The organism is Arthrobacter sp. ZGTC412 (genome assembly GCF_002929215.1).
GTDB lineage: Bacteria > Actinomycetota > Actinomycetes > Actinomycetales > Micrococcaceae > Arthrobacter.
Genome location: NZ_PJII01000003.1, coordinates 255,350 through 276,847, shown reverse-complemented (window position 1 = coordinate 276,847; position 21,498 = coordinate 255,350). Strand labels below are relative to the sequence as shown.

Here is a 21,498-nt window from a genome sequence, read left to right as displayed (position 1 = left end):
TGTCAGATGACTGCCCAATGGAGGGCAGGGAATGGCGCACGCGGAGCCTGCCTTCCGGAAAGCAGCACAGTCACAAACGGTGCGGTGGCGTAAGCGCTGCCGCCTCCGCCACGATGGTGGTAACCCATCAAGAGTCGGACTTCAAAAAGAAGGAAATCCTGTATGAAGATCATGCGCCTGGGGGACAACGGCAAGGAACAGCCCGCGGTCCTCACGTCATCCGAAGACGGAGCCGAACAGTACTTCAGCTTGCTGCCACTGACCCGGGACGTGGACGGCGCCTTCCTTGCAGCGGGAGGGTTGGGCAAGGTTCGGGCGGCGCTGGAGGCAGGTACCCTGCCAATCCTTCCGGAAGCGTCGGCCCTCCGCGTCGGCGCTCCGTTGGTCCGCCCCGGAGCAGTGGTAGGTATCGGCATGAACTACGCCGCCCACGCGGCCGAGTCAGGCTCCGCGCCGCCTGAGATTCCCGTGGTGTTCCTCAAACCGACCAACACCGTGACGGGACCTTACGACCCCGCCCCGCTTCCGCCGCACTCCAGCAAATATGACTGGGAGGTGGAGCTCGGCGTCGTGATCGGCAGGGAAGCGAGCTACCTCCGGTCAGTTGACGAGGCCGAGGACTGCATCGCGGGCTACGTCACCGCCAATGACTTCTCCGAGCGGGAATACCAGATCCCCGGGGCAGCCGGCCAGTGGACCAAGGGCAAGACCCTGCCCGGCTCCACACCCCTGGGGCCTTGGCTAGTTCCAGCGAACGCTGTTGACGGCGGGAACCTCCCGCTGCGCAGCTGGGTGAACGGTGAGCCGCGCCAGGACTCCTCCACCGCGCAGCTCATCTTCGACGCCCCCACCCTGGTCCACCACTGCAGCCAGTACATGCGCCTGGAACCCGGGGACGTGATCCTTACCGGAACGCCCGAGGGTGTGGCGCTCAGTGGCCGCTTCCCCTACCTCCAGCCTGGAGACGTCGTGGAGGTGGAGGTAGAGGGGCTGGGCCGCCAGCGCCAGGAGCTGTTTTGCGCCTAGCCGGCCTTAACAGCCAGGACGGGGCAGTCCGCCTCGAGCAGGATGCGCTGCGACACGCTGCCCATGATGAGCTTGCCCACCGGCGTGCGGCGGCGCAGCCCGATCACGATCAGTTCGGCGTTGTGCTCCTCCGCGGCGTCCAGGACCTCGGCGGCGGCATCGTGGCCACGGACGGGCTGCTTGATCACGTGCTGGATGCCCTGGGTGGCCAGCCGGTCCTCGATGCTCTGGATTTCCGGCTCCTGGGCGTAGCGGTTGTCCACCAGCGCGTCGCCCTTGGACGAGTTGATGACCAGCAGTGTTGTGTTGCTCTTCCTGGCTTCGGCGATGGCCTGGGTGAGGGCTGCTTCGCCCTCGGGGGTTGGGACGTATCCCACCACGATGGTCATGGTGTCTCCTTGTTCTGCTTGTCGTGAGTTACTGAATCCCGTATAGCCGTGCCGGCGGCTTCCTGGTCGACGCCGTCGCCATCCGCCTCGGTGGGGCTGTCGGCGCGGTGGCTGCCGTGGCTGACGCTGCCGCCAGCCTCCCTGGGTACGCTTGCCACAGAGCCGTTGCCGGGCACAACAGCAGCCGGACGGTTCCGCCGGACCAGCTTGAACAGCAGCGGCCACAGCAGGATGATTCCCACAATGATGTAGATAACGACGGCGATCGGCTCGCTGAAGAGCCCGGCCGGGTCGCCGGCACTAAGCTGCAGCGTCTGCCGGAGCTGCTTTTCGATGCGCGGGCCGAGGATTACGCCGAGGATCAGTGGTAGCACCGGAAGTCCGAAACGCCGCATCATAAAGCCCAGCGCGCCGAGTGTCAGCAGGAGCACCAGGTCAAACGCCTGCAGGTTCACCGAGTAGGCGCCCAAGGTGGCGAAGAACAGGATGCCGGCGTACAGGTATGGGCGCGGGATTTGCAGGAGCTTCGCCCACATCGGCGCCAGCGGCAGATTGATCAGCAGGAGCAGCAGGTTGCCGATGAAGAGGCTGGCGATGAGGGCCCATACCAGCGGTCCCTCGCTTTCGAACAGTTGCGGCCCGGGCTGGATGCCGTACTGCGTGAACGCTGCCAGCATCACCGCGGCCGTGGCGTTGGTGGGCAGGCCGAGGGCCAGCATGGGGGTCAGTGTGCCCGCGGCTGCAGCGTTATTGGCTGCTTCGGGTCCTGCCACACCCTCGATGGCGCCTTTGCCGAACTCTTCGGGGTGCTTGCTGAGGCGCTTTTCCGTGACGTAGGAGAGGAACGTGGGAATTTCGGCGCCGCCGGCGGGGAGTGCACCGAACGGGAAACCGTAAGCGGTGCCGCGGAGCCAGGGCTTCCACGACCGCTTCCAGTCCTGTTTTCCCATCCACGGGCGTCCCACGGGAATGACCTGCAGGGGATTGCGGCGCAGGTGCGCGGCCACCCAGAGGGCTTCGCCGACGGCGAAGATGGCCACTGCTACCACCACGATGTCCAGGCCGTCCGCCAGGAGCGGCACGCCGAAGGTGAGCCGGGCCTGGCCGGTGACCACGTCAAGGCCCACCAGGCCGATGGCGAGACCGAGGCCCAGTGATGCGAAGCCCCGAAGCCGAGATGAGCCCAGGACGGCCGTGACCGCCAGCAGGGCCAGGACCATGATGGCGAAGTAGCTCGGCGCACCCAGGCTGACGGCGAAGTCCACCACGATCGGCGCGCAGACTGCCAGGAGGGCCGTACCAATGGTGCCGGCAACGAAAGAGCCGATGGCCGCCGTCGCGAGCGCCTGTGCCGCACGCCCCGCCTTGGCCATTTTGTTGCCTTCAATCGCCGTCACCACTGACGACGATTCACCCGGCGTATTAAGCAGGATGGAGGTGGTGGAGCCGCCGTACATGCCGCCGTAGTAGATGCCGGCGAACATAATGAACGCGCTGGTGGGTTCCAACGCGTACGTGACCGGAAGCAGCAGGGCCACGGTCATGGCAGGGCCGAGGCCCGGGAGGACGCCGACGGCGGTGCCCAAAATGACACCGATGACGGCGTACATGAAGTTCATGGGGGTCAGGGCGGTGGCAAAACCGTCCATCAGGGAGGAAAAGACATCCATCAGAGAATCCCTTCCAGGAGCCCGGCGGGCAGGTTAATGCCAAGGCCCAGGTAGAAGCCATAAAAGGTCAGGAGGGACAAGGCAACGGAGATGAGGCCGTCACGGATGTAGTTCCGGCCGCCCAGCGCCCAGACGCTGCCCCAAAACAGGACGGTTCCCGAAATCACCCAGCCTGCCCAGTCGATCAGCAGGATGTTGGCGACGAAGGCTCCCACCAGCGGCAGGACGGTCTTCCAGTCGGCAGGGTGGGTCAGGTCCACGTCCTCGCCGCCTTCCGCCTCGCCCTGGCCGCCGCGAAGTACGTTGACGGCCAGGAAAACAGCGCAGACCAGCAGTAGGCCGCCCACAATGAACGGCAGTGTCTTTGGCCCTACGGGATCAGACTGGGAGTAGGGCGTAACGATGCGGGCCGCGTCCGCGATGACCAAGGCCCCGGCCGCCCCGAGCAGGAGGACAACCCCCAGCTCGGAGCGGCCTTTGAGCCGTGAGGCCAGTGTTGGTGAGGAGCTCACGCCAGGCCAAGCGTCGTGAGGACGTCCGCCACCCGCTTGTCCTGCTCGGCAAGGAAGCTTTCGAACTCAGCTCCGGTGCTGAAGGCGTCGGACCAGCTGTTGGTCTTCAGGGCTTCCTTCCAGGCCGCTGTGCCGTGCATCTTCTCCAAGGCGGCGATCAGGGATGCCTTGTCCTCTTCGCTGATGCCGGGAGGTGCCACAATGCCGCGCCAGTTGGTGAACACCAGGTCGATGTTGGATTCCTTGAGCGTGGGAGCATCCACGCCTTCCAGCCGCTTCTCGCCGCTGGTGGCCAGGACGCGGACTGCGCCTGACTCAATCTGCTTGAGGTACTCACCCGCACCTGAAGCGGCGAAGCCCACCTTGTTGCCCAGGATTGCGGGGAGAAGGTCACCACCGCCGTCGTAGGATACGAAGTTCACCTTGGTGGCGTCGATGCCCAGGGCTCCGGCCAGCTGCATCGGCAGCAGATGGTCCGGGCCGCCCGGCGAGGAGCCGCCGCCAACACTGATGGAACCGGGGTCGGCCTTCCAAGCAGTAACCAGGTCGTCGATGGTCTTGTAGGGCGAATCCTTGCTGACCATGATGGCGCCGGGCTCTTCGATGAGCCGGGCCAGGGGAGTGGTGGCCGTCAGCTTGGACTCGGACTTGTTGGTGTAGCTTGCGCCCACCACGCCCAGGCCCATCAGCATGGTGAGGTCGCCGTTGCCCTTTTCATTGACGATGCGGGCGAGGCCCACCGTGCCACCTGCCCCGGCGAGGTTGAAGACTTCGGGGTTCGTAGCGATCTTCTCGTCTTCGAGGACCTTGGCCGCAACGCGGGCGGTGGTGTCGTAGCCGCCACCCGCGGTGTTGGGGACCATTATCTGGAGGCCGGAGATTGGCCCGGCAGCAGCGCTGGAGCTTTCCGAACCAGTGGAGCTCTTTCCAGTGGCACCGCAGCCGGTGGCCATCAGGGCGATGCCGGCGGCGACGGCGGCGACTCGCAGTGCGCGGATCTGGCGCATGGTGTTCCTCTTCTCAGTGATGCAATTCATTACAGAATGACCAGCGAAACCTGATCTGTCCTTCGATGCTAGGCCCGGTGGTGATGGCCATCACTCTTGTGTACGCAGAGAAAGTTAAGTTCATTGCGTTCACGTTTCCGGCGCCCCAGATGGCTGGCCGAACCGGGATCGCGGCGGTATAGGTGGGATATAGTTCCCGGTACTGCCGCGGTCCGGTGCCGGCATCAGAAACAAAAGGAATCCACGCAGTGACTCGACGAAGAGGAATGTCCCTCGCCGGGCAGTACCTTGTGCTGCAGTTGCTGATAGTCCTGGCCGTCCTGGTGGCAGTCGTGGCTATCTCCCTTGCCCAGTCCGCCGCGGCGTTCGAACGGACCGAGGGCCGCCGGGCACTGTCCGCCGCCGAAGCGCTGGGCAACAACCCGGCCGTGCGGGCCCTGCTGCCGGATGCGCAGCCGCGCGGAGGCGCCGCCCTTCCCGCAGTTGCCGAATCCGTCCGCACCGTCTCCGGATCGTCGCAGGTGGCGCTCGCAAGACTCGACCTGACTGTGGTCGCAGCCAACGATCCCGGCCTGGTGGGTAATCCTTTGGAACTTGGGGCCAGCAGGGTGATGGAAGGGCGCGCCTGGACCGGCGTGCTGGGTGGGAGCGGCACTGCCGTCCTGTCCGCGCACGTGCCCGTACTTGACGACGCCGGAAAGATGATCGGCATCGCCTCCGTCAGCCGCGACTACCCCTCAACCCTTGAACGGCTGGGCGATGCCGTTCCCAACCTCCTGACCTACCTCGGCGTCGCGAGTGTCCTGGGTGTGGCGGGGTCCCTGCTGCTGTCCCGGCGAGTCAAAAGACAGACCCTCGGCATGGAGCCCAGCGAAATCACCGGGCTGGTGGAAAACCGGGAGGCCATGCTGCACGGCCTGAAGGAAGGTGTGGTGGCGCTGGACCCGCATGAGCGGATCACCGTGGCCAATGACAGCGCACGGAAACTGCTGGGACTCCCGCCGGACTGCGTTGGCAGGAGACTCGGTTCCCTTCCCCTGGATCCCGCGCTGAAGGCAGTGCTGACCCGCGAGCAACAGGACCCGGACCAGCTGGTGCTGGTAGGGGAGCGCCTGGTGGTGGCCAACCGCGTCCCCATCCGTTCGCGTGGCCGCGACATCGGCTCGGTGACCACACTAAGGGACAGGACGGAGCTGTCCTCGCTGGAGCGTGAGCTGGGCGCCACCCGCACTGCTACGGACACACTGCGCGCCCAGGCCCATGAGTTCGCAAACCAGTTGCACGTCATCTCCGGCCTGATCCAGATCGGCGAATACGATTCCGTGGTGCAGTTTGTCAACGGTGCCACCGTGGACCGCACCAGGCTTAATGATGAAGTCACCAGCCGGATCCACGATCCTGCGCTCGCCGCATTGCTGATCGCCAAATCCAGCCTCGCCACCGAGCGGGGCGTGGCACTGCAGCTCGATCCCGAATCCGTTTTGCGTCCGGTCAGCGATGACCTGTCCCGCGACCTCACCACGGTGGTGGGTAACCTCGTGGATAACGCGTTCGACGCCGTCACCGGACTTCCGCGCGCCGCTGTCCGGGTGCTGGTGGAGGACAGCCCGGACCACGTCACTGTCACGGTCAGGGACACCGGCGCGGGCGTCCCCGCGGAGGCTTTGGAGGATATTTTCCGGCAGGGGTTCTCCACCAAGGAAGCGGCACCGGCGGACGGCCGTGGCTTCGGCCTGGCTCTCTCGCGGGTGGTCTGCCGGCGGTCCGGCGGTGACCTCACGGTGGCCAACGATAACGGGGCGGTCTTCACCGCACGGTTCAAGAGAGGTACAACGCAGTGATCAAGGTGCTGATCGTCGATGACGACTTTATGGTGGCCAAGGTCCACGCCGGGTTCATCCAGCGCACGCCCGGGTTCGGTGTGGTGGGGGTAGCCCATACCGGCGCTCAGGCCGTGCTTGAAACGGAACGGCTGCAGCCCGACCTGGTGTTGCTGGACATCCACCTTCCGGACATCAATGGGCTGGACCTTATGCAACGGCTGCGGGACGTCGCCCCGGAGCTCGACGTGCTGGTGATCAGCGCTGCCCGCGAGGTGGAAACAGTTCGAAAGGCCCTGCGGGGAGGGATCGTCCACTACCTAATCAAGCCGTTTTCGCAGTCGGACCTGCAGGAACGCCTGGAGCATTACCGGAGCGCGTACCAGGGCCTGGATTCCGCCAAGGACGTGGCAGAGCAGTCGGACGTGAACCGGGTGTTCGGCCTGGACCGGACAGAGCGGCCACTTCCGAAGGGGTGCAGCATCGAGACGCTCAAGCTTGTGGAAGCCACGCTCAATGCGGCCGACGGTGATCTCTCCGCTGCCGAGGTGGCGGAACAGTTAGGGACATCGCGGGTCAGCGCCCGCCGGTACCTTGAATACCTGCATGACGAAGGAACGCTGGAGGTCCGGCTCAAGTACGGGGTGGGGCGTCCGGAGCGGCGCTACGTCCTCAAGGGCCAGTAAATTCAGCGCATCAGCGTGTTTATCAGGCGCGCGGCGACTTTTGCGGTCCTGCCGTCGATATCAAACGTAGGGTTAAGCTCTGCGACATCCAGGTGCAGCAGCTTCCCGGAATGGGCCACCTGCCGGCACACGGCGCTGATGACTGGCAGCGGCACGCCGTACGCTGCGGGTGCACTGACGCCGGGCGCCACCGCTGCCGGCAGCACATCAAGGTCGATGGTCAGATACAGGACGTCAATGTCGGCCAGGAATCCTGCCACGAACTCCCGCACGCGCTCCGCGCCGCAGTCCTCGTCCAGCAGGTACCGCACGCCCAGTTTCTGCGCGGTGTCGAAGAGGGCGCGTGTGTTGTTGGGTTCAGAGATTCCGACGACGGCGTAACGGAAGTCGCGGCCGGCGGCGGCTTCTGCCCGGGCCATCTGGAGGAACGGCGTGCCGGAGCTGGCTTCGGGCTCATCGCGCAGGTCGAAGTGGGCGTCGAGGTTCAGGATGCCCAGCCGCCGGCCGCCCTGTACAGCGGCAGATCCGGCTACGCCCAAGTAGCTGGCGTAGGCGGTTTCGTGGCCGCCGCCCAGCACTACGGGAAGGCGCCCGCCGTCGAGCATTGCCGCAACTGCCTGGCCGGTGCGCTCCTGGCCGGCCTCAAGACCGGTGCCGGAAACCACCACATCCCCGGCATCGGCAACGGGGCGGTCCAGGTGGAACGCCAGTGGGCCGAGGGCGGCGCGCAGTGCAGCGGGAGCGGCGGCCGCTCCCGCCCGGCCCTTGTTCCGCCGCACGCCCTCGTCGCTGCAGAAGCCGAGCAGGACGGCGGTCTTTCGGGCGGCCGGTGTTGGAAGTCCAGCGTCGTACGGCGTTACCGCCTGCCACCAGCGACGGTGCTCGGCGCTATCGCCGTCAAACCTTCCCGTCCAGGGCTTCGGCGGGACGTCGACGGCAGGGAGGAACGCAGGCATGCTCCAAGCTCACCGCATGCCGGCGGCGAAAACCAGCAACGCCGCCGTCGTAATGTCTGGCATCCAAGAATCCGCGCGGGGAAACCGAAGGGGCTATGGTGGATCAATCCCTTCCCGGGACTGATATGCCATCTTGCCGCGCCAGCAGGGCGCAACGACGATCCAGGCCGGAGAACAGAACGTGTTTGAAGCTCCCAACATCCTGTTTGCGGCCGCGGGACTTGCGGTGTTCACCGCCGCAGTGCTCCCCAAGCTGCTGCGAAATATGCCCTTTTCCATGCCAATGGTGTTCCTAGGGGCGGGGATGGGGGCGTTCGCCCTGATTCCCACCCTTCCCGACCCCGACCCGATAGCCAACAGCGACTTCGTTCTGCACCTCGCGGAAGTCTGCGTGATTATCTCCCTCATGGGCGCGGGGTTGGCCCTGGACCGGCCCGTGGGGCGCAAACGCTGGTCCACCACGTGGCGGCTTCTGGGGATCGCCATGCCCCTGTGCATCATCGCGCTGACCCTGCTAGGGCTGTGGTTCCTCGGTTTGGGCCTCGGCGCCGCCCTGCTGGTGGCCTCCAGCCTTGCACCCACGGACCCGGTCCTGGCGTCCGAGGTGCAGGTGGGTGAGCCGGCAGACAACGACGACGGCACCAACAAAGAGGACGAGGTGCGGTTCGGGCTCACCTCCGAAGCCGGCCTCAACGATGGCTTGGCCTTCCCGTTCGTCTACCTTGCCATCGCCATCAGCATCGCCGGGTCATCCCCATTGGCCTGGTTCCCGGAATGGTTCGGGGTGGACGTGCTGTGGCGGCTCGCCATCGGGCTCCTCCTGGGCGTCCTCACGGGCAAGGTGCTGGCCAGGCTTTTCTTCTCCGCCCGCGCCGAAAGCCTGCGGTTGTCGAACCATTCTGAAGGGTTCGTTGCGCTCGCGGCCACGTTCCTGGCCTACGGAGTCACCGAGATGATCGAGGGTTACGGGTTCATCGCTGTGTTTGTGTGCGCTGTGACTATCCGCGCCGCTGAACGCACCCACGGCTACCACCGGGTGCTGCACTCCTATGTGGAGCAGTTGGAGCGGCTCCTGACCGTGGTGATCCTGGTCCTGCTGGGCGGTGCAATTGCCCGCGGGCTGCTTGAAGGCATCGGCTGGGCGGAGGTGCTTGTTGCCCTGGCGTTCCTGCTGGTGGTCCGGCCGCTGGCGGGGTGGCTGGGGCTGCTGGGCGGCAAAACCGGGCCCCGCGAGCGGATCGCCCTTTCGTTTTTCGGCATCCGCGGGATCGGCTCGCTGTACTACCTCAGCTATGCCCTGGGCAAGGGCAAGTTCGCGGACGAGGCGGAGTGGCTGTGGGCCTTTGTGGGCCTGGTGGTGGCGCTGTCCATCGTGATCCATGGCGCCACCACCTCACCGCTGATGAACCGGCTGGACAGGCTCCGCGAGAGAAAGGCCCGCGCGGTGTCCGGTGATGAAGGACTGGCACCCAACACGCCGGTGTAGCGGTCCGGCAATCCGGCCAGGCCTGGGTTTATCCCGGGCCTGGCTACATGCCGATGGCAGCCTCGATCGGGCCAATCGCGAAGAACAGCAGGAATGCGCCGGCCACGGCCCACATCAGTGGGTGGATCTCCTTGATCCGGCCCTGCACGGTGCGGATCAGCACGAAGGCGATGAAGCCGGCTCCCAGGCCGTTGGCAATGGAGTAAGTGAACGGCATCAGAGTGAAGGTCAGGAAGGCCGGAATCGCGATGCCCCAGTCCTGCCAGTCGATCTTGCCCACCTGGGACACCATCATGAAGCCCACCACCACGAGCGCCGGGGCAACGGCCTCGAACGGAACCAGGTTGATCAGCGGGGTGAAGAACATGGCCACCAGGAACAGGAGGCCCGTGACGATCGAGGCGACGCCGGTGCGGGCGCCTTCGCCGATGCCGGCGCCGGCCTCGACGTAAATCTGGTTGGAGGAGACGGAAGCGCCGCCGCCGGCGATTGCGCCGAGCGCGTCCACCTGGAGGACCCTGTCGACGTCGGGAATGTTGCCGTGCTCATCCACCGTGCCCGCCTCGTTCGCCAGGCCCACCATGGTGCCCATGGCGTCGAAGAAGATGCTCAGCAGGATCACGAAAGCCAGCAGCGTAGCGGCCACAAAGCCCAGGTGTTCGAAGGCGCCGAACGGGTTGGCCTTACCGATTAGTGACAGATCGGGGGCAGCCCATTCGGAGAACGTCGGAGCCACCAGGGACCAGCCCTGCGGGTTGAAGGGTTTGCCTGGCTGGACGCTGGGGCCGATGTGCAGCGTCATTTCCAGGATCACGGCAATGACTGTGGACGTGATGATGCCGATCAGGATGGCACCCTTGACCTTGCGCACAACCAGGGCGATGGTCAGGATCAGGCCAAAAATGAATACCGCGGTGGGCCAGCCCAGGAGCTTGCCCTCATAGCCAAGTCCAACCGGGACAGTGGTGCCGGCCATGTCCGGTATGCGGCGGACAAAGCCGGCGTTAACCAGGCCGATCAAGGCAATGAACAGCCCGATGCCCACCACGATCGCCGTCTTGAGCCCTTCGGGTACGGCCTTGAACACGGCGGTCCGGAAGCCGGTGAGCACCAGGATCAGCATCGTGACGCCGGACAGGACCACCAGGCCCATCATGTCCGGCCACGTGAGGCCCGGGTTGGTGGCGACGGTGACCGCCACAAATGCGTTGACCCCCAGCCCGGTGGCCAGCGCGAAGGGATGCCTGGCCCATGCCCCCATCAGGATGGTGAGGATGCCGGCAACAAAGGCCGTGACGGCGGCGACCGCCGGGAAGCCCAGCGTGTTGCCGCTGGAGTCCGGAACGGAAAGGATCAAGGGGTTCAGCACCACGATGTAGCTCATGGCGAAGAAGGTGGCGAAGCCGCCGCGGATCTCCCGGGAGAGATTGGAGCCGCGCTCGGTGATCATGAAATACCGGTCCAGGGCAGAGCCTTGCTTAAGCATTAGTCCTCCGGGGGAGTCTGTGGGGATACCTGAATCCTATGGGGGCTCCGGCAGGGTCACCGTCAATTTCGCCTAGTCTGTTAGGAAGCCAACACAGAGGGAGCAGTCCAAGCATGCGTTCCATCCGCCGCCACTTACTGAGCTTTGTACTCGGGTCCTTCGTTTTTGCTGCCGCTGCCCTCGGCCTGGCCGGACCAGCCGCGGCGCACGACGCCGTCGAATCCAGCACCCCTGCCGAGGGCGCTTCGGTTGCGGTGCCGCCGGAGCAGGTAACAGTGACCTTCAGCAACAACCCGCTGGGCATTGGCTCATCCTTCTCAATCAAGGACGCCTCGGGAGCGGAGTGGGCGGACGGTCCGGTGGAAATCGTGGACAACGTGGCCAGCCAGAAGCTTAAGGCGGGCGGCCCGGACGGGCAGTACACAGTTGCCTGGCGGGTTGTCAGCTCCGACTCGCATCCCATTGAGGGAACCTTCACGTTCACGGCCTCCGCAGCAGCGGAAGGGGCTGGTCCGGCAGCGAGTCAGACGGCGGGCGCTACAGTTCCCGGAATGGGAACCGCTGAGCCCGGAGTGACAGCGGCGCCCGAGACCGTCGGTTCCGGGGAACCGTTCCAGTGGAGCATCGTTATTTTCGCTGCTGCCGCAGTAGGTTTGCTTGCCACCCTCGCCATCCTTGCCCGCCGCCGGCTCGCAGCGGGCGCCGACGACGAGGGCTGACAGGAGTTAGCAGGGCAGGATCGCCAGGCTTCGTGTGTACGGGGGAGCCTCGGCGTCCGGGTTGACCTTTGCGGAAATCGCATGGCCCACCGTCTTGGCCTGGCGCAGGACCTCTTTGGGGGATGGCGTGATCAGCTCTCCCACGCCCACCAAGTAGATGCCGATGGCGCGCATGGCGGCGACGAGGTTGCGGCCCACCGAGATGCCGAAGTCGTTAATCATCCGCCGCAGCTGGCTGTGGGCGCACCGCGTGAGCACAATATTGTCGGCAACCAGGATGCCCGTGGGCGTATGCACCTCCCATTGCCGGACGGCCGCTCCGGTGGACTTGCCGTCCACCATGGTCAATTGAACGGCCCGGGTGGTGTTGCGGACATCCACATCGTGACTGGCGGCATAGTTACGCAGGTGCCGGAGGATTTCGTTCCGTTCCCGGAGCGTTGCTGAGTCCGCCGCGTCGCAGCGCTGCAGCGAAGCGGTGTTGGCCGGCTGTGCGGCCCCCAGGAGGTCCAGCCCGTCCACCACTATCGAGTCCACCCCGCGGCGGCACAGCTCGGCGGCCACGGCCAGGCCGGACAAGCCGGTGCCAATAATCACAGTGGTGGTCTGCTCGGTCCCGGCATTCCCAGGCATGCTTGACACTACAGTTTCCTCCTTCGAAGCTTCGGCGGGTGCGGGCGTCCTCGCCCACGCGCGTCCCGTTACCCCCAAAGTCCGGCCGCAGTGCGTTGCCGGGCAGCTCTGACAGGAAGAGGCAGTAGGCGTCCCGGACCAACAATGTCCTGAAGACTACAGAAGATTTGCGGCGCTGGATAGCCCAATGCGTAAAGATTCCCCTGCTGGTGAACACGCTTTCCAGAGCTCCGCCCCGAGGCTGTGGATAACCGCCGCTTCCTGCCCTGGACAGGCTTGCTAAGCAACGGGGGACGGAGAATAGTGAGAACTGGAAGCGGGCCTTCCTGAGCAGCTGCGGTTGCGATACGGGTGCGCGGGGAACGGCCTGCTTTCTGGCAGAATAGCCGCAACATCAGGCAGTATCGCGAGGAGGCGGCCCCATGGGCGCACAAGAGTTGCATCCGGACCCGGCGCGGGACAGCGGTGGCTCCCATGCCGCCCCCGACGGGATCGTTGTTGGCGTGGACGGGTCGGACCACGGCCAGTGCGCCTTGGTCTGGGCGGCCAGGGAAGCCCAGCGCCGCCGTCGTCCACTGCATATCGTTACCGCTTACTCCGTGCCAATCTTCGCTGCGTCCGGCCTCGACGGCGGATACGCCACAGTAGATGACTCAGTGATCCGTGAAGGCGCCGAGGCCGTGGTGAAGCAGGCCCTCGAGAAGGTGTCGGCCTATGACATCGACGTCAGTGCCTCCGTCGAAAACGGGGACGCGTCCGGTGTGCTGTTGGAGATGTCCCAAACGGCAGAGCTTCTGGTCTTTGGCACCCGGGGCCGCGGCGGCTTCGTCGGGAGGCTCCTCGGTTCCGTAAGCAGCGCACTGCCCGCGCACGCGAAGTGCCCCACAGTCACAGTGCCTCTGGTCTGCTCGGACCGGCTGGGCGAAACCACGGAGGACCGGCGGGTCAAAGCCGAACAGGCCAAGGCCGGGCACCAGCGAGTGGAGAACGTGGTGGTGGTGGGCGTGGACGGTTCGGAACAGGCCCGGGTTGCTGTGCTCGAAGCCGCGGACCAGGCTGTACGGCTGGGTGCATCGCTCCGGGTGATCTGTGCGGTTCCACAATACAGCGGCTCGCTGGCGTGGGTTCCTGCTCCAATGGACCGTAAGGCGCTGTTCGCGGACATCCAGTTGACACTGGACGCAGGCATGGCCTGGCTGCGGAGCCACTACCCCAACCTGTCAGCAGAATCCGAACTGCTGGACGGCTCTCCGGTGGACGTTCTGGTGGACGCAAGCCGGCACGTGGAGCTGGTGGTAGTAGGGACGCGGGGGCGCGGCGGCTTCGCGGGCATGCTCCTGGGATCCACCTCGGACGGCGTCCTCCATCATGCCAAGGGCCCCGTTATGGTGGTCCCGGACCGTGAGGACCCGCGACTCGCCGACCGTGCCCGCTTCGGGCCGATCCTCGGCGCAGCCTGACAAACCCTGCCGGAGGGAGCGTCACGATGGCCGCCTACCCACCAGGAAAGACCGGAGGGAGTTCCCGCCAGCCGGACGGGAACACCGGTCCCGCCTTGATCCTGCGCCTCAGCCATGTTGACGGCAGCATGCTTCCGCTGGTGGGAGGCAAGGCGGCCAACCTTGGTGAGCTGATAGCAGCGGGGCTGCCCGTGCCCGATGGCTTCTGCCTGACCACTGAGGCCTACCAGGAGGCCGCCAGTGCGGTCCAGGACGGGGTGCTCGCAGAGCTCGGCGCCCTCCAGGCCGCACTGCCACCGGGAAGCCCCAGCCGGGCCGCGGAACTGGCGGTGGTGGCGGGCCTGGCACGGGAGGCCATCCGCGCCATCCCGGTTCCGCCGCGGATAGTTGCCGCCGTTGGGCTGGCGTACGCAGCGCTGGGGGAGTCGACTCCCGTGGCGGTAAGGTCCTCGGCCACGGCCGAGGACCTTCCGTTTGCGAGCTTCGCAGGCCAGCAGGACACGTACCTGAATGTCATCGGCATCGACGCCGTCCTCGAGGCCGTGCGCAACTGCTGGGCCTCACTCTGGACGGACCGGGCAGTGGCTTACCGAGCAGCCTTGGGCATCGCCCCGCACGAGGTAGCCCTCGCCGTCGTCATCCAGCGGATGGTTGATGCCGCGTCGGCCGGGGTGATGTTCACGGCCAACCCGCTGACCGGCAGGCGCCGGGAAGCTGTTATCGACGCCGCGCCGGGGCTTGGTGAAGCCGTGGTATCCGGGGCCGTCAATCCGGATCACTTTGTGGTGGACACAGAAAATGCCCAGGTCCTTGAGCGGAAGCTGGGCGATAAGCGCGTTATGGTGCGTCCCCTTCCGGGCGGTGGAACGGAGATTCAGGACCTGCCCGGCAGGCCGGAGGCCTCCAGCCTCACAGACGCGCAAGCCGTTGAACTCGCGGCCCTCGGCGTTCAGTCCGAACGGCACTTCGGCTCACCGCAGGACACCGAATGGGCTATTGACACCGGCGGAGCACTCTGGCTGACCCAGTCGCGGCCCATCACCACCCTGTACCCGATCCCGCAGAGCCGGCATCCAGTCACCGGGAGCAGGGTCTACCTGTGCTTCAGCCTGGCCCAGGGTCTCACCCGTCCCCTCACGCCCATGGGCCTGGCGTCGCTGCGGCTCGTTGCCTCCTCTGTAGCCAAGGCTGCCGGTTTTGCCGTCCCCGAGCCCCGGCACGGCCCTTCGCCGTATGCCGAGGCAGCCCAGCGCATCTACTTCGACCTCACCACGCCGGTCAGGAGCAACGTTGGCCGCCGGATCCTGCCACGGGTTTTTGACGTGATGGAAGCCCGGTCAGCCATGGTGTTGCGCCAGGTTTTCGACGACCCCCGGTTTTCGGTGACCCGCAGGACCCCGCTCGGACTGGTGCGCCATGTCCTGCCGGCAGCGGTGCGGGCCCGCGCCCCGGAATCGGTAGTCCGGGGACTGGTCCGGCCCAAGGCGGCGCTGCGCAGGCTGGACCGCTTCACCCGGCAATTTGCGGAGGATTTGGAGCTGGGGCCAGGGGCAGGACCGGTTGAACGGCTTGACCACGCCGAGCGGCTCCTGGAAGGCCGGCTCTTTGCGATCGTACCAGCCATTTTGCCCTTGCCCGCGCTGGGATTCGCGATGCTTTGGCTGGCGGGAAAGCTGCTGGGAGGCACAGATCGCGGGGAGGACCTGCAGAAGGTGCTCCGGGGCCTGCCGCAGAATGTGACCACCGAGATGGACCTCGAGCTGTGGCGCCTCGCATCAGCACTAAAGGATGACCGCGAGTCGCGCACGGTTTTGGAGGCGCGGCAGCCGTCCGAGCTGGCAGCGGAGTTCGACGCCGGGCGCCTGCCACCTGTCCTGCACGCAGGCCTGGTACGGTTCCTCGAGCGTTACGGGCACCGGGCTGTGGCCGAAATCGATGTGGGCATGCCCCGGTGGTCCGATGACCCCACCCACATCCTGGGTGTGCTGGCCAACTACCTGCGCCTCGCCGATCCCGCCATGGCACCGGACGCGCAGTTCAGCCGGGCAGGTGCAGAGGCAGACGCCGAAGTGGAGCGGCTGGTAGCCGAGGCGCGCCACCGGGGCCGGGCGCGTGCGCTCGTGCTGGGTGCCGCGTTGCGACGCACCAGGCTTTTCGCCGGGCTGCGGGAGCTGCCCAAGTACCAGCTGGTCCTGGGCCTCGCTGAAGTGCGGAAACAGTTAGCCCACGTGGGAACTGCGCTTGCAGCTGACGGCCAGCTGGAGAGCCCGGACGACATTTTTTTCCTCGACTTCGAGGAGGCCAGGCAAGCCCTGGCCGGCGGGAGCGTCAACGGTACCAGCCAACCCCGCAAGCTGCGCGAACTCGTCGTGGAGCGGCGCGCGGCCTATGCCAGCGAACTCGGCAGGCGGCATATCCCCAGGGTCCTGCTCTCGGACGGCACCGAGCCTGAGGTGCTGCACGCCGCGGGTGCCGGGATGGCCGACGGCGCGCTGTCCGGCAGCCCGGCGTCGGCGGGTTCGGTCACTGCTCCTGCCCGGGTCATCCTGGACCCCGTGGGCGCCCACCTTGAACCCGGAGAGATCCTGGTTGCGCCTTCCACCGATCCCGGCTGGACTCCCTTGTTCCTGACAGCCGGCGGACTGGTGATGGAGATGGGCGGGCCCAACTCGCACGGTGCGGTGGTGGCGCGGGAGTACGGCATTCCCGCCGTCGTGGGCGTTCCAGGGGCCACCGCCCGGCTTGCCACCGGGCAAAAGATAACGGTCGACGGCGGCGCAGGAACCGTCGTGTCCGCGTAGAGCCCCGGGGTACGCCGTTGGGCACGTGTAGGGAGCGGTCCGGAGGCGTACCCTTGGACTATGGGCTCCAGTGACGGAGACGGCAGGACTACGAACGGCCGGAGTATAAACGACCCGAACACGAGCAGGCTCGTGGGGAGCGGCATGAACCGTGCCTGGTTGCGATGGGTTCCTGCGGTGGCGGTGCCTGCAGTGATCGCCACCGGGGTACTAGTGGGATCCATTCCGGCGAGGGCCGGTGATCCGCTGCCTGACAAGACCCCGGCCGAGGTGATCGCTTTGCTCGCCGGCCACAGGACGCACACGTTTTCGGGCACCATTGAACAATCCTCGGAGCTCGGTTTGCCGGAGCTGCCGGCAACGGGACCCACATCCGGCCCGGCATCTGCCGGCGGCGCAGCCTCAGTCATGGAGTTCCTCACCGGTGAGCATACGGCGAGGGTATTTATGGACGGAAAGACCAAGACGCGCATCCAGGTGGTGGACCGGCTGGCCGAGCGGGACATCATCCGCCGCGACCACGACGTCTGGTTCTACTCGTCAAAGGACAACTCTGCCGCCCACCTGACCCTGCCCGCCTATGCCACTGACCTGCCGCTGACCGACCCCGGGAACACCGGGACGCCGCCCCTTGATAAGCCGCAGGCGGACGTGGAGGTCCCGCGCACGCCGCAGGACCTCGCCGAGAAATTCCTGGCTGCGGCCGACAGTTCAACTGCGGTGTCCGTCGGTCCGGACGTGGAAGCCGCCGGGCGCCCTGCCTACAACCTCCTCCTTGAGCCGCGCACCGGGGCCACGCTGGTGGGAAAGGTGGCCATCGCCGTCGACGCCGCCAGTGGCATGCCGCTCTCCGTGGAAGTGACTGCCCGCGGTGCGGCCCAGCCTGCCTTCAGCGCCGGATTCACCAGCCTGTCCCTCGATGCTCCGGACGAGGCGCTGTTCAACTTCGTCCCGCCGCCGGGCAGCACGGTGGAGGAGCTTCAATTCCGGCATCCTGAACGCTGGCCGTTGGGTTCAGGTTTGCCAGCCAATCCCGGGACCCATGTCAGTCCGGATGACCCGGCCGACGGCATTAAGGACAAGGTCCGGCCCTACCTGACCGGCGCCGGCTGGGAAACGGTGGTGCAAGTGCAGGCGGAGGCTGGTGCCGCCTCAGCCGCGAACACGTTGCTGTCCCGTAATCCGTTGCTGGCCCAGGCCGTCGTCGCAGTTCCCGGCGGGCGGTTGCTCTCCACTACGCTGTTCAACGTCCTGCTCACCGACGACGGCCGGATCTTCGCGGGCATGGTCCCGCCGGAGAGGCTGCAAGCCGCATCCGCAGCTCCGTGACAGGGGCCGCAGGAGGCCCCGGCTCCCGGACGTACGGCCTGACCATCGAAACCCAGGGGCTGACCAAGCGTTTCGGGCAGCAGGTGGCCGTGAATGACCTTGACTTGGCGGTGCCTTCCGGCGCGGTTTTTGGTTTCCTGGGACCCAACGGCTCAGGAAAGACCACCACCATCCGGATGCTCCTGGGCCTAGCGGCGGCCTCCGCGGGGTCCGTTCGCCTGCTGGGGATGGACATGCCGGGCAAATTCCAGGTTGTCCTTCCGCACGTGGGGGCGCTGGTGGAGGGGCCCGCCTTTTATCCCTTTCTCTCCGGGACCGCGAACCTCCACCGCCTCGACGCCGCCACCCGGCATGCCGCCCCCGCCACCCGCAAGATCCGGGTGAACCAGGCACTGGAACAGGTAGGGCTCAGTCATGCCGCAGGCAAGCGGGTACACGCCTATTCGCTGGGCATGAAGCAGCGGCTGGGCATTGCCAACGCGCTGCTGTCTCCCCGCGAACTGCTGGTGCTGGACGAGCCCACCAACGGGCTGGACCCCCAAGGCACACGGGAAGTGCGGAACCTCGTCCGTTCCCTCGCGGCAGACGGCACCACCGTTTTTGTTTCGAGCCACCTGTTGGCCGAGGTCGAACAGATCTGCACGCATGCAGCCATCATGAGCGCGGGCCGGCTCGTGGCCCAGGGCCCGCTTTCCGAACTGCGCCGGTCCGGAAGCGCCTGCATCCGGCTGGTGACACCGGACGCCCGGGCCGCGATGACAGTCCTGGCGCGCCTGGGATTGTCGCCGGAGCCTGCAGCCGCGCAACCGGACGGTGAGGTGGTCACGGCGGCGCTTGCCGAACCACATATCAAGGGGTATAGGCCCGGCCCGGATGTTTCTGCCTTGGAGGCCGTTACCCCTGCGGATGCCGCCCCTGAAGGTATCGTGGCCCACTTGGTGCAGGCGGGCGTCCGGGTCCGTGGGTTCGCGGTGGAACGGGAAAGCCTCGAGGACCGCTTTGTTGCCTTGACGGGGGAGGGGTTCGACGTTGCCCAGTAGCGCGCGGCAGGAGACCAGAGAAACAACAGGAACAGCAGAAACGAAGCCCGCGGGGGCGCCGCGCGGATCCGGGCTGTCCCTTCTGCTGTCGGAACTTCGGGTGCTGTTTGGGCGCCGGCGTACTTGGGCATTGCTGCTGGCGCTGGCCGCCATCCCGGTCCTGATCGCGGTGGCCGTGAGGATCTCGTCCGCAGTTCCGGCGGGGCGGGGTCCTGCTTTTCTGGACCGCATCACGCAGAACGGGCTGTTCGTCGCCTTCACCGCCATGCTGGTGTCTGTTCCACTGTTCCTGCCGCTGACGGTGGGCGTGGTGGCAGGGGACACTATCGCAGGCGAGGCCAACCTGGGAACGCTGCGGTACCTGCTGGTTGCTCCCACGGGCCGCGTGCGGCTGCTTCTCGTGAAGTACACGGGAGCGCTGGCGTTCTGCCTTGCTGCCCCGGTCACGGTTGCACTGGCCGGTGCCGCCATCGGGGCGGCGCTCTTCCCCGTGGGCCCCGTGACTTTGCTGTCCGGGGACGTGATCCAGCCACCGGAGGCCGCGCTGCGCCTCCTCCTGATTGCTGCTTACCTTGCCGTTTCGCTTGCGGGTCTCTCAGCGATAGGGCTGTTCCTGTCCACCCTTACAGTGGTTCCCGTGGGTGCCATGGCCGCCACGGTAGTGGTCTCGGTGGTGTCCCAGGTGCTTGACCAGTTGCCCCAGCTCGAGTGGCTGCACCCGTGGCTTTTCAGCCATTACTGGCTGGGCTTTGGCGACCTGCTCCGCCAACCGGTGCTGTGGGATTCGTTCGCCAGCAACGCCTTGCTGCAGGCAGGGTACATCGCCGTGTTCGGGGCACTCGCCTACGGACGCTTTGTCACCAAGGACGTGTTGAGCTGACCCTGGCCGGTTCGTGGCGGAGTCAGTAACGCGCCGCGTATCCGTAGAGCTGCATGCCAGCCATTGCGCTGAGCGAGGTGACGCCGATGCCCTCCTGCGGGTTCAGGGCGTGCACCACCTGGCCGTTACCGAGATAAATAGCCACGTGATAGAAGTTCGACGGCGATCCCCACACCAGCAGGTCACCGCGCCGTGCCTGTGAGATGGGTACGTGGACGGGAGCAGCCGCGTACTGCTGGGCAGCCGTGCGGGGAAGGTACTTGCCGGCGGCAGCGAATGCCGTTTGCACAAGCCCTGAGCAGTCGAAACCGTAGGCGCCGGTGCCGCCCCACTGGTAATAAAAGGGCGCACCCACCTTGCCCAGGGCCACCGAGATGGCAGCCTCATAGGTTCCGCTCCCAGTCGCGGGCGCGGGCGCGGGTGCTGGTGCCGGAGCAGGTGCGGGGGCTGGAGCCGGCGCCGGAGCTGCAGGCGCAGGCGCGGGTGCGGGTGCGGGAGCGCGAGCGGGGGCCGGTGCAGGAGCCGGTGCCGGTGCGGGTGCGGGAGCGGGTGCCGGTGCGCGAGCGGGAGCGGGTGCCGGTGCGCGAGCGGGGGCCAGTGCAGGCGCCGGCGCCGGAGCTGCGGGAGCGGGCACTGCATGAGCCGGTGCCGCAGGTGCCGCCTGGGCAGGCCGGTTACCCGGAGCAGCCGGCTGCTCCTGGATGGACCGCTCCGCAGCTGCCAGTGCCGCCGCGAGCCGGGCCTCCTCGCGCTGCCGGTCCAGGGCATCCACCCGGGCCGATTCCAGGGCAACTGTGGTGTTCCGGAGCTGGGCAAGCTGGTTCACCAGGATGGTGCGCTGGGCCTTGGCGTCCGCCACTGCCTTGGCCTGGGCCGCGTTGGCCTCTTCCGCTTGGGTCTTCCGGGCTTCCGCCGTCCTTGCGGCATCATCGGCCGCTCTTGTGGCATCCTCAGCCGCCGTCGTCAATGACTCCGAGGCCTGGGCTGCCGCGTCTGCTGCCTCGAAGGCCCGGCTCCGGCTGGCCGACAGGGCCTGCAGCGTGGCTGCCTGCTGCAGAGTTTCCGCGCTGCCGCTGACGAAGGTACCCAGGGTGGGGTTGAGCCCGCCGTGGCGGTAGAGGTCGCCCGCCAGTTGTCCTACCTGCTTCTTGGCTTTGTCCTGCTGTTCCTGGGCTGCAGTGGCCTTCGCCGAAGCGGCAGCCGCCGCTGACGACCGCTGCTGCAGCTCCACCAGGGCCTCGCTGTAGGCGTTGTTGGCCTGCATCGAAACAGCGAAGGCGGCTTGCTGTGAGCTTGCCGCCGCCTCGAGGATCCGTTCAATGGCGGAGACCTGGTCCGCTGTGGCGGACTCGCTGGCCTTGGCAGCGGCGATGTCCTCGGCCGACGGTACTTCTGGAGCTGCAGGTACGGAGATGCGCGGCGCCAACGGCGCTGTTACAGCTCCTGCCGGCGCCGCCAGCGTTCCAATGAGTACGGCGGCGGCGCACAGCACGGCCGCTTTGCGCCCGGATCCGGTCAAAACCATCTGCAGAAACCCCGAAGTGATAAGGCTGGGAGGTCCTGATCACGGCAGGGCGGTGCCCCTGGTTTGCTCCCCA

Annotated in this window: 18 protein-coding genes; 10 read left to right on the top strand and 8 right to left on the bottom strand. The window is 66.6% G+C overall.

Annotated elements, in window-relative coordinates; all coding sequences use genetic code 11:
* The first annotated feature begins 162 nt into the window (after window positions 1–162).
* Window positions 163–1,026: a fumarylacetoacetate hydrolase family protein gene (locus tag CXQ88_RS06260; protein WP_104043287.1), complete on the top strand. Its 864-nt coding sequence runs from the start codon at window positions 163–165 to the stop codon at window positions 1,024–1,026.
* On the opposite strand, the gene CXQ88_RS06255 is transcribed toward CXQ88_RS06260, so the two are convergent.
* Genes CXQ88_RS06255 through CXQ88_RS06240 form a run of 4 tightly spaced genes read right to left on the bottom strand, consistent with a single transcriptional unit; the run spans window position 1,023 to window position 4,604 of the window.
* Window positions 1,023–1,415: a universal stress protein gene (locus CXQ88_RS06255; RefSeq protein ID WP_104043286.1), complete on the bottom strand. Its 393-nt coding sequence runs from the start codon at window positions 1,413–1,415 to the stop codon at window positions 1,023–1,025. The genes CXQ88_RS06260 and CXQ88_RS06255 overlap by 4 nt on opposite strands.
* On the bottom strand, window positions 1,412–3,085 hold the full coding sequence (locus CXQ88_RS06250; RefSeq protein WP_104043285.1) for a tripartite tricarboxylate transporter permease: 1,674 nt from the start codon (window positions 3,083–3,085) through the stop codon (window positions 1,412–1,414). Before CXQ88_RS06250 ends, CXQ88_RS06255 begins: the two co-directional genes overlap by 4 nt.
* Entirely contained in the window at window positions 3,085–3,597 is a 513-nt protein-coding gene (locus CXQ88_RS06245; RefSeq protein WP_104043284.1) for a tripartite tricarboxylate transporter TctB family protein, read from the bottom strand. The genes CXQ88_RS06250 and CXQ88_RS06245 overlap by 1 nt, the downstream gene beginning before the upstream one ends.
* Complete coding sequence (locus tag CXQ88_RS06240; protein ID WP_104043399.1) at window positions 3,594–4,604, bottom strand: Bug family tripartite tricarboxylate transporter substrate binding protein; 1,011 nt, start codon at window positions 4,602–4,604, stop codon at window positions 3,594–3,596. The genes CXQ88_RS06245 and CXQ88_RS06240 overlap by 4 nt, the downstream gene beginning before the upstream one ends.
* A gap of 266 nt (window positions 4,605–4,870) precedes the next feature.
* On the opposite strand from CXQ88_RS06240, the gene CXQ88_RS06235 reads away from it, so the two are divergent.
* Both CXQ88_RS06235 and CXQ88_RS06230 read left to right on the top strand, forming a co-directional pair.
* Entirely contained in the window at window positions 4,871–6,445 is a 1,575-nt protein-coding gene (locus tag CXQ88_RS06235; protein WP_104043283.1) for a sensor histidine kinase, read from the top strand.
* The gene (locus CXQ88_RS06230) at window positions 6,442–7,110 is read left to right on the top strand and encodes a response regulator (protein ID WP_104043282.1); all 669 of its coding nucleotides are present in this window, start codon (window positions 6,442–6,444) and stop codon (window positions 7,108–7,110) included. Before CXQ88_RS06235 ends, CXQ88_RS06230 begins: the two co-directional genes overlap by 4 nt.
* A gap of 2 nt (window positions 7,111–7,112) precedes the next feature.
* On the opposite strand, the gene hutG is transcribed toward CXQ88_RS06230, so the two are convergent.
* Window positions 7,113–8,066, bottom strand: coding sequence for a formimidoylglutamase (gene hutG / locus CXQ88_RS06225; RefSeq protein ID WP_104043281.1), 954 nt, complete (start codon window positions 8,064–8,066; stop codon window positions 7,113–7,115).
* Between the two features lie 181 nt (window positions 8,067–8,247).
* Between hutG and CXQ88_RS06220 the strand changes: the two genes are divergently transcribed.
* Window positions 8,248–9,552 (top strand): cation:proton antiporter, encoded by a 1,305-nt coding sequence (locus tag CXQ88_RS06220; RefSeq protein WP_104043398.1) that lies wholly within the window; start codon window positions 8,248–8,250, stop codon window positions 9,550–9,552.
* Between the two features lie 43 nt (window positions 9,553–9,595).
* Here CXQ88_RS06220 and CXQ88_RS06215 read toward each other — a convergent pair whose 3' ends face one another.
* Entirely contained in the window at window positions 9,596–11,038 is a 1,443-nt protein-coding gene (locus CXQ88_RS06215; protein ID WP_104043280.1) for an NCS2 family permease, read from the bottom strand.
* A gap of 113 nt (window positions 11,039–11,151) precedes the next feature.
* Here CXQ88_RS06215 and CXQ88_RS06210 point away from each other — a divergent pair, with 113 nt between their 5' ends.
* Window positions 11,152–11,757 carry a copper resistance CopC family protein gene (locus CXQ88_RS06210; protein WP_104043279.1) on the top strand — a complete coding sequence of 202 codons (606 nt, stop codon included), beginning with the start codon at window positions 11,152–11,154 and terminating at the stop codon, window positions 11,755–11,757.
* 6 nt (window positions 11,758–11,763) lie between these two features.
* On the opposite strand, the gene CXQ88_RS06205 is transcribed toward CXQ88_RS06210, so the two are convergent.
* Window positions 11,764–12,390 (bottom strand): FAD-dependent monooxygenase, encoded by a 627-nt coding sequence (locus CXQ88_RS06205; RefSeq protein WP_104043278.1) that lies wholly within the window; start codon window positions 12,388–12,390, stop codon window positions 11,764–11,766.
* Between the two features lie 422 nt (window positions 12,391–12,812).
* Here CXQ88_RS06205 and CXQ88_RS06200 point away from each other — a divergent pair, with 422 nt between their 5' ends.
* The 5 genes from CXQ88_RS06200 to CXQ88_RS06180 all read left to right on the top strand — a co-directional run bounded on the left by CXQ88_RS06200 (window position 12,813) and on the right by CXQ88_RS06180 (window position 19,900).
* On the top strand, window positions 12,813–13,850 hold the full coding sequence (locus tag CXQ88_RS06200; RefSeq protein ID WP_104043277.1) for a universal stress protein: 1,038 nt from the start codon (window positions 12,813–12,815) through the stop codon (window positions 13,848–13,850).
* 26 nt (window positions 13,851–13,876) lie between these two features.
* Window positions 13,877–16,651, top strand: a complete 2,775-nt coding sequence (locus CXQ88_RS06195) for a PEP/pyruvate-binding domain-containing protein (protein WP_104043276.1) — start codon at window positions 13,877–13,879, stop codon at window positions 16,649–16,651.
* A gap of 144 nt (window positions 16,652–16,795) precedes the next feature.
* Window positions 16,796–17,980 carry a LolA family protein gene (locus tag CXQ88_RS06190; RefSeq protein ID WP_104043275.1) on the top strand — a complete coding sequence of 395 codons (1,185 nt, stop codon included), beginning with the start codon at window positions 16,796–16,798 and terminating at the stop codon, window positions 17,978–17,980.
* Window positions 17,977–19,020 carry an ABC transporter ATP-binding protein gene (locus CXQ88_RS06185; protein WP_104043274.1) on the top strand — a complete coding sequence of 348 codons (1,044 nt, stop codon included), beginning with the start codon at window positions 17,977–17,979 and terminating at the stop codon, window positions 19,018–19,020. The genes CXQ88_RS06190 and CXQ88_RS06185 overlap by 4 nt, the downstream gene beginning before the upstream one ends.
* 73 nt (window positions 19,021–19,093) lie before the next feature.
* A complete protein-coding gene (locus tag CXQ88_RS06180) occupies window positions 19,094–19,900 on the top strand; it encodes an ABC transporter permease (protein ID WP_104043397.1) in 807 nt (268 codons plus the stop codon).
* A 22-nt stretch (window positions 19,901–19,922) separates the two neighbouring features.
* Here CXQ88_RS06180 and CXQ88_RS06175 read toward each other — a convergent pair whose 3' ends face one another.
* The gene (locus CXQ88_RS06175; RefSeq protein ID WP_104043273.1) at window positions 19,923–21,425 is read right to left on the bottom strand and encodes a C40 family peptidase; all 1,503 of its coding nucleotides are present in this window, start codon (window positions 21,423–21,425) and stop codon (window positions 19,923–19,925) included.
* Window positions 21,426–21,498: the final 73 nt, after the last annotated feature.